Below are 13,905 nucleotides of genomic sequence, written 5' to 3' on the forward strand. Positions count from 1 at the left end.
AGGAGAGCACGAACATGACCAAAGACACTCACGGAGAGACGGACGAGCCCAAGGGTGGCCGTCCCGGTCCCGCCGATCACGGCAAGGACGGCGGCATGGCGACGCGCGAGAACGCACCCGAGTTGGCGGAGGACTCCGCCGACGCCGAAACCGAGACCGACTGATGAAACTCAGATCACCGCTCGCACACAGGAGGACTGTAGTGACGTATCAGCCGGACAACGGACCCAGCCGGGAATTGAACTCCGAGCATCACCCGCAGGACGATGCGCACACCATGCGCAACCATGCCGGTGAGGCGATCACCGACGGCCGCAACTGGCCGGGTTACATCCTGATCGCCGCCGGAATCGCCGTACTCGGGTTGACGCTGGTCGCGGCCGGCTACGGATTCGAGGGCTGGGCGCTGATCGGTGGAATCGCCTGCGTCCTCTGCCTCGTCATCGGCACGGGTCTCGTGCTCCTCGAACGGCGCCGCGTCAAGGCCCTCGAAGGCAAGGAACTGACCGATCAGGAAGGGCATTGACAGATCCGAAGGCCGACCTGCACCACTACCTCCAGGCCGCCCGCGACGCTCTGCTGTGGAAGCTTGACGGGCTGTCCGAATACGACATCCGCCGGCCGATGACCCCGACCGGCACGAATCTGCTGGGGTTGGTCAAACACCTGACGGGCGTCGAGATCGGCTACTTCGGCAAGACTTTCGGCCGATCCGTCGAATACCCACCGTGGGTGACCGACCACGCCGAAGACAACGTGGACATGTGGACGACCCCCGGCGAGTCACGCGAATACATCGTCGGGCAGTACCGGACAGCGTGGGCTTACGCCGACATCGTCCGCGAACTCGTCGACGGCACGGTCGGCCTGCGCGCGGACAACACCAACCTGCCCGCAGAAGACCGGATGTGGTGGGAGACCTACCGGACCCGCCTCGAACGCGCCGCACGCGAAGCCGACCGGGGCTGATCGGGCGTCACCCGGCCGCCGGCTGAAGCGTCGTCGTGGTGACGACCGGCGTGGTGGTCGTCGGTGACTCCGATTCAGTGGTCGCGGTGGGTTCCGCCGCGGTGGTAGTCACCACGGATGCGTCCGATGTTCCGGCGACGGCCTGAGGCGCCGACGCCGACGTCGTGGTTTCTGCGGCTACTTCCACCGCTGTCGTGGGTTCCGGTGACGTCGTCGTCGCGACCGTCGTCGTGGGTGTCGGCGAACTGCTGGTCGTCGTGGTCGTCGCGCTGACCGGGTTGCCCGCCAACTGAGCCTTTTTCGCGCTGTCCGTGGTGGTGGGAACGACCTGAGCCGCTTCCGCTTCCGTCTCCTTCGTGGAGGCAGCGGCAAGTTTCGCGGTCGACGCTTCCGCCGCGGCCGCGCGCGACTCACCCTTCTCCGCCTCCTGCGCCAGGTGTGTCAACCACGCTGCGGCGTACTGGGCAGAAGTCAGCGGTTTCCCGCTGCCGGCGTTCGCATCACGCCAGTAGTCGAAGTGATGGCCGGTTCCCTCCCCCAGCGTCTGCTGATACGGGTCGCTCATCGCCACCTGGATCGTGTTCTGGTTGTCCGCAATGAACCCGATGATCTCGTTCCGCACCTTCGCCGGCAGGTAGACCAGGTCGACCGCCTGATTCGACGAGATCGGACCAGCTGACGTGTCCGATTGCGCCGCACCGCCATCGGGCTTGTACGCCGGATCCGACACCTTGATCAAAACGTCGAGGAACGTCTCGTCGGACTGCATCCAATCGTCCTGCGACTGGATGTCCGCGAACGCGGCGAGGGCGATCTGCCCGAGCACCACCGCGAGATCCTGTCCCGTCGCGGGGGTCAGCCCATCCTTCTGCAACGAGTCGACGTTCAGCTGCCGTCCCACGTTGATCGCGAGCTGCAGTAGCGCAATGTTCTCGGGCGCGGAGCAGGTCAGGTCGCCTTCCGAGCAGAACGATGCGACCTTCCCGTCCAGGGCACCGAAGCTGCCCGACGTGCCGGGCAATGCTCCCCGCCCGGATGTGCCCGTCTGCCCCGACTGGTAGGCGAGGTCGAAGCCGTCGGGATTGCGGAATTCGTTCTCCGAACCGGGAAATGGCCCTCCCCCGAGGTTGCGGCCGGCATCCGCCAGGATGACGACGCCGACCACGGACGCAGGATCGAGAATGTCGTACGAGCCGTCCTGGCCCTCCTGGTTGCCGACCTCCATCGCAACCCGCCGTGCCACATCGGCGCCCTCGCTGTAGCCGACGATCGAGAACTTCGTGTCCGGGCACGACGCGTGAATCGACCGCATCACGGTTTCGGTGTTGTCGACGCCGGCGTTCACGGCGTCTTCGTACGAGTTCATGTTGGCCGGATACTCGATGTAGACCGCGGCATAGGACCCTCCGCCGACGGATTGCTGCGGCGCATTCACCACCTCGTCGATCCATGGACTGCTGTAGTCGCTGGAGTACGACGCGGGAAGCCGCGTGCCGTCGGGCGCCACGAGCATCCGGGTCCCGTCGCGCGGGGTGTCGCCGCGGCCGGCGACGGCGATGCTGACCATGTCGTAGCACGCGTCCGAGGCCGCCGCGGTCAAGGCTGTCGACGTCGTGGCCGGTGAACCCGGGTTCGACCACGGTGTCGCGAGCAGCGCCGCCAGCCCCAACGCGCCGGGCGCGACCAGACTGCCTGCGATCCTTCGTCGATGCGCGACCTTGCGTGCTGAAACGCGACGTTCCATGGTCTACCCCATCCGTTCGTAGCCCGTGTCGAACACCCGAGTAGGTGTCAACGCGTTAACAGACAAGTCGCACATTGCAGCAACGGCGTTACACGTCCGTCTCGGAGGCGTCGTTCACGAGGCGCGGAGGTGTGTGATCAGAAGGGTCTCGACCTCCGACTCTCGCGCCGCGGCCGGGAGCGGCGGGGCCGCCGATCGGTAGTGGTGGCCTGTCGGAGTGCCCAGGTCGATGAAGTGGGTGCGCCCGGGCCGGTGTATCGGACGGGCAGCCCAGCCGGGCGCCTCTTTCGCGTAGTTGCAGGCCTCGCAGAGGCCGGACCCGTTGTCTGCCGTCGTGGCACCGGATTCTCGGTGTGAGCGGATGTGGTCGTGGTGCCGGATCGGCGCATCGCACCACGGGGTGCGGCAGGTGCGGTCCCGGAGGTCGATCAGTGCCGCGAGTCTCTTCGGGAACGTCCGCGACCGGGATTCCATCGCCGTCAACGCCCCCGACTGCGGGCAGGTGTAAATCCTTCGTAAGGTGGCCTCGATACCCGACCCCACCGCATCTGCCACCAGTTGCCGGGCAATCCCCGCCGGCACCGGCCCGAACCCCTGCAACTGCGCCGCCTCCTGCCCGCCGGCCAGCAAGGTCTCGTCCGAGAGCACCAGATTCACCGCCACCGGAACACCACTCGCAGCGGCCCGGCCGGTTCCGCGGTCGAACAACAGGTCCACCATCAGCTGATTGCGGGTGCGGCCGCCACTGTTTCCGGCGGCGATCAGACTGTCCGCATCCCGACCCAACGTGGCCTGCAGACACACCGCCTGCTCGACCGGCATCAGCACACTCAGATATGCCATCGAATCTGGGGCCGGCCGTGTCGTGACCCGACGCTCGGACACCGCCTTACGATGCCGCCGCACCACGGACGCGGCATCGAGTTCCACCGCCAACGCCTTCGCCCGCGCGATCAGCCCGCGGTCGCCGACCCCGTCGAGAGTGGCCGGGTCCGAACACAACCGACGGTCCACGAAGCCCCGATCCGTCGCCGACAGGCACGCCGTCTCCCGCACCAACAACGTGGCACGCCATTCGTTCAACCGGCCCGACCGCAACATCGCCAGGGTGTGCGGCATCTCGTGCACCAACGCCCGCGCGAACCCGAGATGCCGACCACCGCGGTTCGGGGATTCCCTGCGCGCCAACGCAATCTGCGAGACAATGCCGCGGTCCCACTCCACCCGCGGCAACCCGGCAGCCTTGCGGTCCGCACGGATACTCGTGGCGACGCCGTCGGCGATCACCGCCTGCACCGCACACCCGACCGACTTCAACGCCTCGATCGCGTCGAGCAGATCGATGCCCAACCCCGCATCGCCACCCGCCTCGGCACATTGCAACCGCGCCGTGAAAGCGCGCAATTCCTCGAGAAGTAATGCCCCCACAACCAACCTCCCCCAAAGGTCGTTCGAATACATGTTCGAGTCTAGCTAGCTGCCGCACGCATGGCAATACCCGGGCAACGACTCCCCCACGTGCGATGCCGGCCCCCTCGGCCCCCTAGTGGTCGTTGCCGTTCTGGCAGAATTGATCGGACGTCGCGAGAATTGCGACGCCGGTTCACGCCGCGTTAGTGCACTTCGGGAGGCGAATAATGCCGAATGATCCTTCGGAGATGACGCGTACCGGAGGCGACGGACCCAGTGCCGTCTTCGCGAAGCTGGCCGAGATGGTCTACAACGGCGACGACTTCGCTCAGGTCTACCAGGCCATCTGCGATGCGGCTGCCACTTTGGTTCCCGGGTGTGCCCACGCCAGCCTCATGCTGAAGGAGAACGATCGTCACGTCACCGTGGCCGCGAGCGATGACATCGCAGCCCAGGTCGACGCGCTCGAACGAGCCGAGCAGGAAGGGCCCTGCCTCGATGCGATCGAGAACGACGCACCGCAGGTCGAGAGCGAGCTCGCCCGTTCGACGCAGTGGCCGCGCCTTGCCCGTCGGGCCATTGCCGAAACCCCGGTCCGGGGCGCTGCCGGCTTCCGGCTCATGATCCGCGGACGCAAGGTCGGCGCACTCAATCTGTTCTCGGACAACCCCGGAGAATTCACCGACAAATCGATCGATCAGGCGATCCTGATCACGGCGTTCGCGGCGGTGACGCTGACAGCGCTCCACGAACACCAGGAAGCGCAGACTCTGCGTGAGGGCCTGGCCAGCAACCGCGAGATCGGAAAAGCGATCGGATTGTTGATGGCCTTCCACGACATCTCCGAAGGTAGGGCTTTCGACCTGCTGCGCAAGACGTCGCAGGACATGAACATCAAGCTCACCGGCGTCGCACGGGAAGTCATCACGCATCACAATTCGAAGTTCGACTGACGCGCGCCCTCACCGTTCGACCACGTTGGCAATCGGTTGATGCCGATCTGGTGTAGACGTAATGTAGATCGCGCGTGGTTGAGAACACAGCCGCAGATTGTCCGGAGGCCGCAGCAGTGCGCGGTGGACAGATATTGTGTGCACTCCCACTGCGGACTCGGTGCCGCTGCGCTCCGTTCGGCCCACGGCGCACGGACTCCCATAGAGTGCACGCGATCGGAGGGTCATGAAGCTATTACACACGTCGTTCCGAGTCACTCCCCCCACCGCGCGGGCCACCGGCCACCGCACCCGGGAGATGCTCACCAGCGACCGTGGACTGGGGATGGCCGTCGAATTCGCGCCGGACGCCGACGCCACGGTGGGGCAAATCTCCGGCGACATCGACGTGCTCGCCGCCCCTTCCTTCGCGCTTGCCCTCGCGCACCTGGCCGACGGGGGCTCCTCCTCACGCATCATCGTCGACATGACTGCAGTCGACTTCGTCGGAACCTCGGGATTGTCGATACTGTCCGAGTTTGCGGAATCGGCCAAGCGGCAGCACATTACCTGGGCGCTGGCGGGCAATAGAGCGGTGCTGCGGCCCATCGAGGCTATCGGTCTCGACGCGATGATCCCCACGTGCCGCACGGTTCGCGACGCCTTCGACAGAGTGGAGAAAATCGCACACAGCTGATCGGAGTCGACATGCCCGGGAAGCAGTCCACTCGTGGGCATCCGAAGGCACGCGGGGCGGAGACCGTGCGTGTGCTTCTCGACACGGCCGGTCCGACGTATGCGTCCGAGTCGCACGTGACTTTGAAGGACACCCCGACGCCTCTTTTCCAACTGCTGACGCTGTCTTTGCTGCTGAGCGCGCGGATCTCCTCGGAGATCGCCGTCGCGGCGGCCAGGGAACTGTTCCGAGCGGGTTTGCGCAGCCCACGCGCGATGCGCGCGGCGGACCGTCGCATGATCATCTCCGCACTCGGCAGGGCAGGTTACGTGCGCTATGACGAGAGCACGGCTACCCGTCTACACGCCGCCGCGGTTCGAGTCCACGACGAGTACGGCGGTGACCTGCGCCGGCTGGCCCGCGCCAGCGATCAGGAGACCTCCGCCGCGATTCGGTTACTGACGGAGTTCGACGGAATCGGCCCGGTGGGCGCCGATATCTTCCTCCGGGAAGTTCAGGACGTATGGACGTGGGTGCGCCCCTACTTCGACACGCGAGCTACCGAGTCTGCGCGTGAATTGGGGCTACCGGACGATCCCGCCGCACTGTCCGCCCTTGCCTCGGAGGACCGAGTCGCGGAATTGGCGGCCGCCCTGGTGCGGGTCTCTCTCAATCCGCGACTTCGTGAGGAAGTGCGCGGCAATACGCGCTGAGAGCCGGCACTACTACTCCGCTCGGACTGCCTTCGACTCGCGCTCGTCGTCCTCGCGGAACATTGCTTCGATGCGGTTCTTGATCTCGACCGTGCTCATCGAGCCACGGGAGGGGGCGAAGCCGCGATTGCGAGCGGAGGTGGGCGTGGTGAAGGTGTTCATGTGACGTGCTTTCTGTCTTCTGCGCCGGCGAGTGCCGCGTAGTGGTCGAAGGGTGCGTCCGCGAGTCGGACGGTTAGATCAGGAGCGCGGCAAGTACTACGGCGGCCAGCACTGACACGGAGGTGGCGACTGCGACGAGGACGGATCCCGTCACGACGACGGCGGGCGCGGTTGCGGTTGCCGCCGAGACAGAGGCGATGTATACGGTCGGACGCAGCGTGTGGCGGTGTGGCGGCTCCTCGGCAGGGGGCGGCGACATCGTGCGCTGATCGTCCTGGTGCACCGTGGTGCGGGTCATGTGTTGGCGTACCCCGTGGTAGCAGGAGTGACGTGAGTCACAAACTTACGAGTATGTTGTACATCACAACACGCCCCTCGCGCCAGTCGGTGCCATCTGCACCATGTGCGGGCCGGAGGGGATCATCGTCGAACGGTGGAGCAGTTGGCCGTCCGTCACGGAAAGCGACGATCGAAAAATTCCGTGCAGGGATGTCGAGAACCCGCGCGTCGCTTCGTCCCCGGAGTGAATACGGCCAGAATGGGCCGCACCGCACCAAGGAGAACATGATGGCCAAGTACCTGCTGCTCAAGCACTACCGTGGCGCGCCGGCATCGGTCAACGACGTGCCCATGGACCAGTGGACACCGGAGGAAATCTCCGCCCACGTGCAGTACATGAACGACTTCGCCGCTCGGCTCGAGAGCACCGGCGAGTTCGTCGACAGTCAGGCACTCTCCCCGGAGGGCACGTTCGTCCGCTACGACGGCGAGGGGCGACCACCGGTGACCGACGGCCCGTTCGCGGAGACCAAGGACCTGATCGCCGGCTGGATGGTGATCGACGTCGAGACCCACGAGCGGGCACTCGAACTGGCCGGCGAGCTGTCCGCGGCCCCGGGTGCGGATGGGAAACCGATCCACGAATGGCTCGAGGTGCGTCCGTTCCTGGCCGCGCACCCGACAGTCACGGAGTGACGCACGGTGGACGACGCCCTTCTGCGGACCCTCACCCCCACCGTGATCGGCGTCCTCGTTCGTCGCGGAGCAGACTTCGCGGCGGCCGAGGACGCCGTGCAGGACGCTCTGATCGAGGCCGTGCGTGCATGGCCGGACGACCCGCCGCGCGACCCCAAGGGCTGGCTGGTCACCGTGGCCTGGCGCAAGTTTCTCGACGCCACCCGCGCGGATTCCTCGCGGCGGCACCGCGAGGAACGTGTCGACGCCGAGCCCTCCCCCGGCCCGGGCGAGGCGGTGGACGACACACTCCAGCTGTACTTCCTGTGCGCGCACCCGTCGCTGACACCCGCTTCGGCCGTCGCGCTGACGCTGCGCGCGGTCAGCGGCCTGACCACGCGTCAGATCGCGCAGGCCTACCTCGTGCCCGAGTCGACGATGGCCCAGCGGATCAGCAGGGCCAAGCGGACCGTCTCGGACGTGCGGTTCAACCAGCCCGGTGACGTCGCGACGGTGTTGCGCGTGCTCTACCTGGTCTACAACGAGGGCTATGGCGGCAGTATCGATCTCGCCGCCGAGGCGATCCGGCTTACTCGCCAGCTGGCGGCCAAGACCAACCACGAGGAGGTCGCGGGCCTGCTCGCGCTCATGCTGCTCCACCACGCACGGCGCCCGGCGCGGACCCGCACCGACGGCAGCCTCGTGCCTCTTGCCGAGCAGGACCGCAGTCTGTGGGACACCCGCCTGATCGCCGAGGGCGTCGTCGTACTCCAGTCGGCCCTCGCCCGCGACCGACTGGGCGAGTTCCAGGCCCAGGCCGCCATTGCTGCGCTCCACGCCGACGCCCGGACGTCCACGGAGACCGACTGGGTGCAGATCGTCGAGTGGTACGACGAACTGGTGCGCCTCACCGACAGCCCGGTGGCCCGCCTCAACCGGGCCGTCGCCGTCGGCGAGGCAGATGGCCCGAGGGCGGGCCTGGCCGCCCTGTCGGGGCTCGACCCCGCTCTGCCCCGGCACTCCGCGGCCGCGGCGTACCTACACGAGCGTGACGGGGACCCGGCCACCGCAGCACGGCTCTACGCCGAAGCAGCCCGGTCGGCGCCCAACCTCCCCGAACGGGACCACCTCACGCGACAGGCCGCTCGGCTCAACGCACACCTGCGTAGTTGAGCAGCGACCACACCGTCTCCTATGCGCTGGTTATGTGGTGATCGGCTATGGAAAGGAACCGTGCTGGTTGTGGTGACGACGGTTGCTGCGAGCGTTGGCGACCCCGCGAGTTCGTTAAAATTGGGTGTTCCGTCACGGTCCGAGTCAAATATCGACGACGGAAGATGAAGGGCGCTGACGGTGGGTGCGCGATTCCTGCTCGCTGCCGACCGCTACTCGGCTGAATGCCGGGCGAGTCGCTCCACTACCCCTGGCCGCTCCACCGGCCCCGGCAGCGTCCTCTCCCCTACTCCGGCGTCGGCCTGAGGCCCGTTGCGTCCAAGCCTTTCGAACAAGTTGTGAACTAGTCGAGAGGTGCAGACAGGGGTCCCACTACCCCGACGCCGCGGGGTGACCACCAAAATTCGGGTAATCGACGCGTTCCGTCCGAGTCAGAGTCATACCGTCGAATTTTTTGGGGACTTGATGCGGCGATTTCCGACGAGCCTGCAGGAGTCGCAGATGGTGGGAATGCCACGAACTGGTCACGCGTCCTCCCCCACCCCAGGCACGGCCCTGCCGCCGAGTTCGCCACTCCCCCGCTGAACGCCAAATTACACGCGTCAGAACCAGCCTTTACGCTTCGCCCAGACGAGCAGTGCCCCGGACATCGCGAGCATCACGAGCAGGATCGCGGCAACCGAGAGCCATTGCGTCCGTTCGTTCACGATCACATTCATGCCGATGATCGAGGACAGAGCAGTAATCGGCAGCGTGACGGCCGCGATGACGGCGAGTCGCTCGGCAGCGATGGTCATTTTGGTGTTCGTGCGTGCCTGGTAGAACTCGATCGTGCCCTGGAGGTAGTCCTTCTGGCCCTTGGCCATCGCGGTCAGATGCTGGAACTGGTCGACCGCGTCGAGCAGGAGATCCTGCCCGTTGCCGGCGCCGAACGCCTCGATGGTGACCATGCGGCCGTAGACCTCTCGGCTCAACGCGGCCATGGTGCCGACCGTGAGCAGACCGTGTCGGACCCGGAACATTTCGTCGAGAAAGGTTTCCGGATTGCCGAGGTGCCCGCCAGTGACCTGTTGCTCGAGCTTCCACACGTCCTTGGTCAGCTCGGCGGTGTACGCCCGCATCCGAGCCGTCAACGCGGCGAGCAACGCGAACGACAACTCGAACGCGGTGCCCGGCTGCAACTTCCCCGACTCCAGCCGGCCCAGCACCGCATTCGCCTCGACCATTGCGGTCGAGGGATCGATCGCCGGATTCACCGGACCGTGCACGGTGACCAGGTACCGGCCGCCGATGAACTGGTCCAGTTCGACGTAGTGCACGTGTCCGTGCGCTCCCGACTGCGGCGCGTGCAGGACCACGAAGAAGTGGTCCTCGTACCTGTGCACCTTCGGGACCTGATTGCGGTTCATCGAATCCCGCACGGCGAGAGGATGGAAGCCGAAAATCGTGGTCAAAGCGTCGTTCGCCTGGTCGTCCCAGGCCGGGACATCCACCCAGACCAATCCGTCGGGGCGGTCGAGCAACGCCCCCAGTTCCGTCACCGCACACGAACGCACACCGTCACGGGAGATGAAGCGGACGTCCATATCGGCCTCCTCGCCACGACGGACAGACCATCTCCTCTGTCTTAGCACCCCACGGCGGATGCGAGGAGAGAGGAGACTGAGGGCGTGGCTGACGACAAAATTGCGCTGGTTGTGGTGGATGCTGCGAACGTCGTCGGCTCGCGACCTGACGGTTGGTGGCGTGATCGTGCCGGTGCGGCTCGACGATTGCTCGCCAAGCTCGGCACCCTCGAACAGCGCCTGGACCAGCCCGTCGAGGTGGTGGTCGTCCTCGAGGGCGCGGCGAAGGCCGCGGTCACCGGTGAGACCAACCCGGAATTCGAGGGCCTGCACGTGGTATCGGCGGTCGGTTCGGGCGACGACGCGATCGTCGACGTGGTGGCCGCAGCCGCCGAGGAGGACGGCGACCGGCCGATCACCGTCGTCACCGCAGACCGAGAACTCCGCGACCGAGTCGAGGCACTCGGGGCCAGAACAATCGGTCCGCGCTGGCTCCTGGACCACATCGACTCCTGACGGTCTTACCACTCAGCGGCGGTGCGGCGACCGCTTTCCGTCGGGGGTGACCACGAGGTCGAGGATGCGGCCACGGACCTTCCTCCGCACCAACCCCCACCGCCCGTGATCGGCCAGGGCGGCACGAGCCGCGTTGTATCCACACATACCGTGGACACCGCCGCCCGGATGGGTGGCCGAGCTGGCCAGATACAGCCGGTCGATGGACGTGTAGGGCCCGGACGAACCCGGGGTCGGGCGGAAGACGAGCTGCTGGTACAGCTGGGCGGTGCCGCCGTTGACGGCGCCGCCGTGCAGGTTCGCATTGCTCGCCTCGAGGTCACTTGGACGCTGCACATTGCGCCCCACCACGCGCTCGGCAAATCCCGGCGCGTGCGATTCGAGCATCGCGTCCACTCGGTGCCCCAGCAACTCGGCCGATTCGTCGTCCGTGATTCCCCGCGGCAGATGCGTGTAGGCCCAGGCGCTTTCGGTTCCCTCGGGCGAGCGGCTGGGATCGGACGTCGTCATCTGACCGAACAGCAGGAACGGGTGGGTCGGGATCACCCCTGTGGTCAGGTCGGCCATCCACCGGACCAGTCCGTTGTCGTCGGCGCCCAGATGCACGGTTCCGGCGGATTCGAGGCTCCGCGACCGCCACGGAATCTTGCGGTCCAGAGCGTAGTTCACCTTGACGACGGGGGTATCCCATTCGAACTTCTCGAGGTCTGCACGGACGCCCGCAGGGACAGCGGAGGAATCCAGCAGCCGTCCGTAGAGTGCGGGCGCGGAGACATCGGCGAGCACCGCGCGCCTGACCAGATAGCGGTCGCCGCCCGCGGTCCGAACCTCTGTCGCCACTCCCCCGGTTGCCTCGATCGACGTCACCTCCTCGCCGCACCGAATTTCCGCGCCGTTCCGTCTCGCTCGTTCCGCCATCGCGGCGGAGAGGGCGCCGGCCCCACCGACCGGGACGACGTACCCGTCGTCCTGCGCGAGCATGGTCAGGAGAAATCCCATGACTCCGCTCCCCGGTGCGTCGACCGGGGTGTCGGCGTGCATTGCGTTGCCCAGCAACAATACCCGGGCCGATTCTCCGTCGAACAGCTCGTGCGTCATCCGGCGTGCGGGCAGCATGAGGAAACGCAGGAGCCGGAGAGCTTCCGCGGTGCCGAGCTGCGACAAAAGTCGCCGTGGTCCCCGTACAGGCGGAAACGGGCTGAACAGGGTGTCGAGGAACGGTTCCTTCACGTCCTTCCACTGCTCGAAGAGGCGGAGCCACGCCTGTCCGTCCCCCGGTTGCCTGCGCCCGAGGTCGGCCGCGGTGTCTGCCGGATCCCGGTGGATCAGCGGGGCGTCGTCGTCGTGCGGGTGCCTGGGGTGCCCGACCGCGGCGGGCGCCTGGCTCCATCGCAGACCGACACCTTCGAGGTCGAGGTGCCGGATCGCCGGTGAGACCGCTGCCAGGGGATAGAACGCACTGAACAGGTCGGTGCGGAAACCCGGGAAGAGTTCGGCCGACCTGACGGCGCCACCCGGCTCGGGTTGTTGTTCGAGGAGGACGACGTCCCAGCCGGCCTCCGCCAGGGTGGCCGTTGCGGCGAGACCGTTGGGTCCGGCCCCGATGACGACAGCGTCGACAGTCCGCACTGTCACGGCGTCAGGGTTTCGTGTTTCGCTCGGCGAGGAACGAGAGCCGGCGTAGACACTCCAGATTTCGCGGGAGGACCGCAAGGTCTTGCGCCGTCTGCGGAACCCACTTCAACGGAACGGAGGCTGCGGCCTCGGACATCCGGAGGTGGCAGCCGGATCCACGCGGCTCGAGTCGCAGTCGCACGACAGCTTTCGTAGGCGTCACCTGGGCGAGCAGCCGAAGTTCACGGTCCTCTTCGGCGAAGAGGACCTCGGTGGAGTCGTCGATCAACGCGGGCCAGGCGCCGACGGAATGGTGCAGACGGCTCCCGACGGCGGGCCATTCGGCGGAGACGGCACGCATGCGTGACGCTCCGACCACCCAGGACGGGTACAGCCACCCGTTGGCGAGAACGGACCACACGTCCGAAGCCGACGCCGACGTGTCGTGTTGTGCCTCGATGACGACCACTCCCTCGAATGAGTACTTGACGGACTCTCCGCGCTTACCCACGTTCATCGCATCGAAAACTGTGGTTTGCTCGAGCCTATGTCTGAGGAATCCGCGTCCACCACCCGAGCAGCGCTGTTCGACGTCGACGGCACCCTGGTCGACTCCAATTACCTGCACGTCCGAGCGTGGCAGCGGGCGTTCCGGGAGGTCGGGCACGATGTGGACGCGTGGCGGGTGCATCGTGCGATCGGACTGGATTCTTCGCTTCTCCTGCAATCGCTTCTCGGTGACGATGCGGACGAGCTCGGGGACCGCGCGAAGGATCTCCACACGACGTATTACCTCGGCGCGCGGGACAGCATGCGGCCGCTGTCCGGGGCACGGGAACTGATCCGGGAATTGCACGGGCGCGGTGTGCAGGTCGTCCTTGCCACCTCCGCCCCGGAGGAGGAGCTGGATGTGCTGCGGGAGATCTTGTCGGTCGACTCGTACATCGCTCACACCACGTCGTCCGAGGACGTCGATCATGCCAAGCCGGATCCTGGGGTGGTCCGTGCGGCGATGGACCGAGCGTCCTCGTCGCCCGACACTGCGGTGATGGTGGGCGACGCTGTGTGGGACGGCAAGGCGGCGTCTCGGGCCGGTGTCTCGTTCGTCGGTCTCCTCAGCGGGGGTATTTCCCGCGCCGAGTTGACGGAGGCCGGCGCGGCGGCGGTGTTCGAGGACGCACAGGACCTTCTGGACAACCTCGAGTCCAGTCCGCTGGCGAAGCTGCTGGTGTCCTAGGCTCCGCGCGACGACCACGCCTGCGCGATCTCGGGATACGCGTCGGCGATCTCGTCGACACGCTCGTCGGTCGCGGTGTCTATCTCGGCTCGGTGGCGCTGCGCTGTGACCAACGGACCCTCCGATCCCCCGGATTCGGAACCACCGGCAGGCGCGTCCGCCTCCCATTCGTGGATCACCTCGTCGAGGCGCAGTGCGACGAATTGCTTCTTGCTCTCAGCCATCATCTGTTCCTTTCGT

Annotated in this window: 18 protein-coding genes; 10 read left to right on the forward strand and 8 right to left on the reverse strand. The window is 66.6% G+C overall.

Annotated elements, in window-relative coordinates:
* Positions 1 to 14 precede the first annotated feature (14 nt).
* From QM841_RS14170 to QM841_RS14180, 3 genes are read left to right on the forward strand one after another with little or no spacing between them, the layout of a single operon-like run.
* Positions 15 to 164, forward strand: coding sequence for a hypothetical protein (locus QM841_RS14170; RefSeq protein ID WP_280783172.1), 150 nt, complete (start codon positions 15 to 17; stop codon positions 162 to 164).
* 38 nt (positions 165 to 202) lie between these two features.
* On the forward strand, positions 203 to 526 hold the full coding sequence (locus QM841_RS14175) for a hypothetical protein (protein ID WP_283332454.1): 324 nt from the start codon (positions 203 to 205) through the stop codon (positions 524 to 526).
* On the forward strand, positions 523 to 969 hold the full coding sequence (locus QM841_RS14180; RefSeq protein ID WP_283332455.1) for a mycothiol transferase: 447 nt from the start codon (positions 523 to 525) through the stop codon (positions 967 to 969). Before QM841_RS14175 ends, QM841_RS14180 begins: the two co-directional genes overlap by 4 nt.
* Positions 970 to 976: 7 nt before the next feature.
* On the opposite strand, the gene QM841_RS14185 is transcribed toward QM841_RS14180, so the two are convergent.
* Complete coding sequence (locus tag QM841_RS14185; RefSeq protein WP_283332456.1) at positions 977 to 2,713, reverse strand: cutinase family protein; 1,737 nt, start codon at positions 2,711 to 2,713, stop codon at positions 977 to 979.
* A 114-nt stretch (positions 2,714 to 2,827) separates the two neighbouring features.
* Positions 2,828 to 4,141, reverse strand: coding sequence for an HNH endonuclease (locus QM841_RS14190; RefSeq protein ID WP_283332457.1), 1,314 nt, complete (start codon positions 4,139 to 4,141; stop codon positions 2,828 to 2,830).
* 209 nt (positions 4,142 to 4,350) lie between these two features.
* Here QM841_RS14190 and QM841_RS14195 point away from each other — a divergent pair, with 209 nt between their 5' ends.
* From QM841_RS14195 to QM841_RS14205, 3 genes are all read left to right on the forward strand, one after another.
* Positions 4,351 to 5,076: a GAF and ANTAR domain-containing protein gene (locus tag QM841_RS14195; protein WP_280783168.1), complete on the forward strand. Its 726-nt coding sequence runs from the start codon at positions 4,351 to 4,353 to the stop codon at positions 5,074 to 5,076.
* A 325-nt stretch (positions 5,077 to 5,401) separates the two neighbouring features.
* The gene (locus QM841_RS14200; protein WP_283332458.1) at positions 5,402 to 5,752 is read left to right on the forward strand and encodes an STAS domain-containing protein; all 351 of its coding nucleotides are present in this window, start codon (positions 5,402 to 5,404) and stop codon (positions 5,750 to 5,752) included.
* Between the two features lie 11 nt (positions 5,753 to 5,763).
* Positions 5,764 to 6,444, forward strand: a complete 681-nt coding sequence (locus tag QM841_RS14205; RefSeq protein WP_283332459.1) for an HhH-GDP family DNA glycosylase — start codon at positions 5,764 to 5,766, stop codon at positions 6,442 to 6,444.
* 12 nt (positions 6,445 to 6,456) lie between these two features.
* Here QM841_RS14205 and QM841_RS14210 read toward each other — a convergent pair whose 3' ends face one another.
* On the reverse strand, positions 6,457 to 6,606 hold the full coding sequence (locus QM841_RS14210) for a hypothetical protein (protein ID WP_283332460.1): 150 nt from the start codon (positions 6,604 to 6,606) through the stop codon (positions 6,457 to 6,459).
* A 73-nt stretch (positions 6,607 to 6,679) separates the two neighbouring features.
* Positions 6,680 to 6,904, reverse strand: a complete 225-nt coding sequence (locus QM841_RS14215) for a hypothetical protein (RefSeq protein ID WP_283332461.1) — start codon at positions 6,902 to 6,904, stop codon at positions 6,680 to 6,682.
* Between the two features lie 269 nt (positions 6,905 to 7,173).
* On the opposite strand from QM841_RS14215, the gene QM841_RS14220 reads away from it, so the two are divergent.
* On the forward strand, positions 7,174 to 7,581 hold the full coding sequence (locus tag QM841_RS14220; protein ID WP_283332552.1) for a YciI family protein: 408 nt from the start codon (positions 7,174 to 7,176) through the stop codon (positions 7,579 to 7,581).
* 6 nt (positions 7,582 to 7,587) lie between these two features.
* Positions 7,588 to 8,733, forward strand: coding sequence for an RNA polymerase sigma factor (locus QM841_RS14225; protein ID WP_283332462.1), 1,146 nt, complete (start codon positions 7,588 to 7,590; stop codon positions 8,731 to 8,733).
* Positions 8,734 to 9,335: 602 nt separating this feature from the next.
* On the opposite strand, the gene QM841_RS14230 is transcribed toward QM841_RS14225, so the two are convergent.
* Entirely contained in the window at positions 9,336 to 10,319 is a 984-nt protein-coding gene (locus QM841_RS14230; protein WP_283332463.1) for a magnesium transporter CorA family protein, read from the reverse strand.
* An 84-nt stretch (positions 10,320 to 10,403) separates the two neighbouring features.
* Here QM841_RS14230 and QM841_RS14235 point away from each other — a divergent pair, with 84 nt between their 5' ends.
* Positions 10,404 to 10,814, forward strand: a complete 411-nt coding sequence (locus tag QM841_RS14235) for an NYN domain-containing protein (protein ID WP_283332464.1) — start codon at positions 10,404 to 10,406, stop codon at positions 10,812 to 10,814.
* Positions 10,815 to 10,826: 12 nt separating this feature from the next.
* Here QM841_RS14235 and QM841_RS14240 read toward each other — a convergent pair whose 3' ends face one another.
* Positions 10,827 to 12,449: a phytoene desaturase family protein gene (locus QM841_RS14240; protein ID WP_283332465.1), complete on the reverse strand. Its 1,623-nt coding sequence runs from the start codon at positions 12,447 to 12,449 to the stop codon at positions 10,827 to 10,829.
* Between the two features lie 4 nt (positions 12,450 to 12,453).
* Positions 12,454 to 12,897 (reverse strand): SRPBCC family protein, encoded by a 444-nt coding sequence (locus QM841_RS14245; RefSeq protein WP_317567508.1) that lies wholly within the window; start codon positions 12,895 to 12,897, stop codon positions 12,454 to 12,456.
* 78 nt (positions 12,898 to 12,975) lie between these two features.
* On the opposite strand from QM841_RS14245, the gene QM841_RS14250 reads away from it, so the two are divergent.
* Positions 12,976 to 13,665: an HAD family hydrolase gene (locus QM841_RS14250; protein ID WP_283332466.1), complete on the forward strand. Its 690-nt coding sequence runs from the start codon at positions 12,976 to 12,978 to the stop codon at positions 13,663 to 13,665.
* Here the strand turns inward: QM841_RS14250 and QM841_RS14255 are convergent.
* Positions 13,662 to 13,889, reverse strand: a complete 228-nt coding sequence (locus QM841_RS14255) for a hypothetical protein (protein ID WP_280783156.1) — start codon at positions 13,887 to 13,889, stop codon at positions 13,662 to 13,664. The genes QM841_RS14250 and QM841_RS14255 overlap by 4 nt on opposite strands.
* Positions 13,890 to 13,905 lie beyond the last annotated feature (16 nt).

The sequence above is a fragment of the Rhodococcus sp. IEGM 1307 genome (assembly GCF_030056915.1).
Lineage (GTDB): Bacteria > Actinomycetota > Actinomycetes > Mycobacteriales > Mycobacteriaceae > Rhodococcus_F > Rhodococcus_F opacus_D.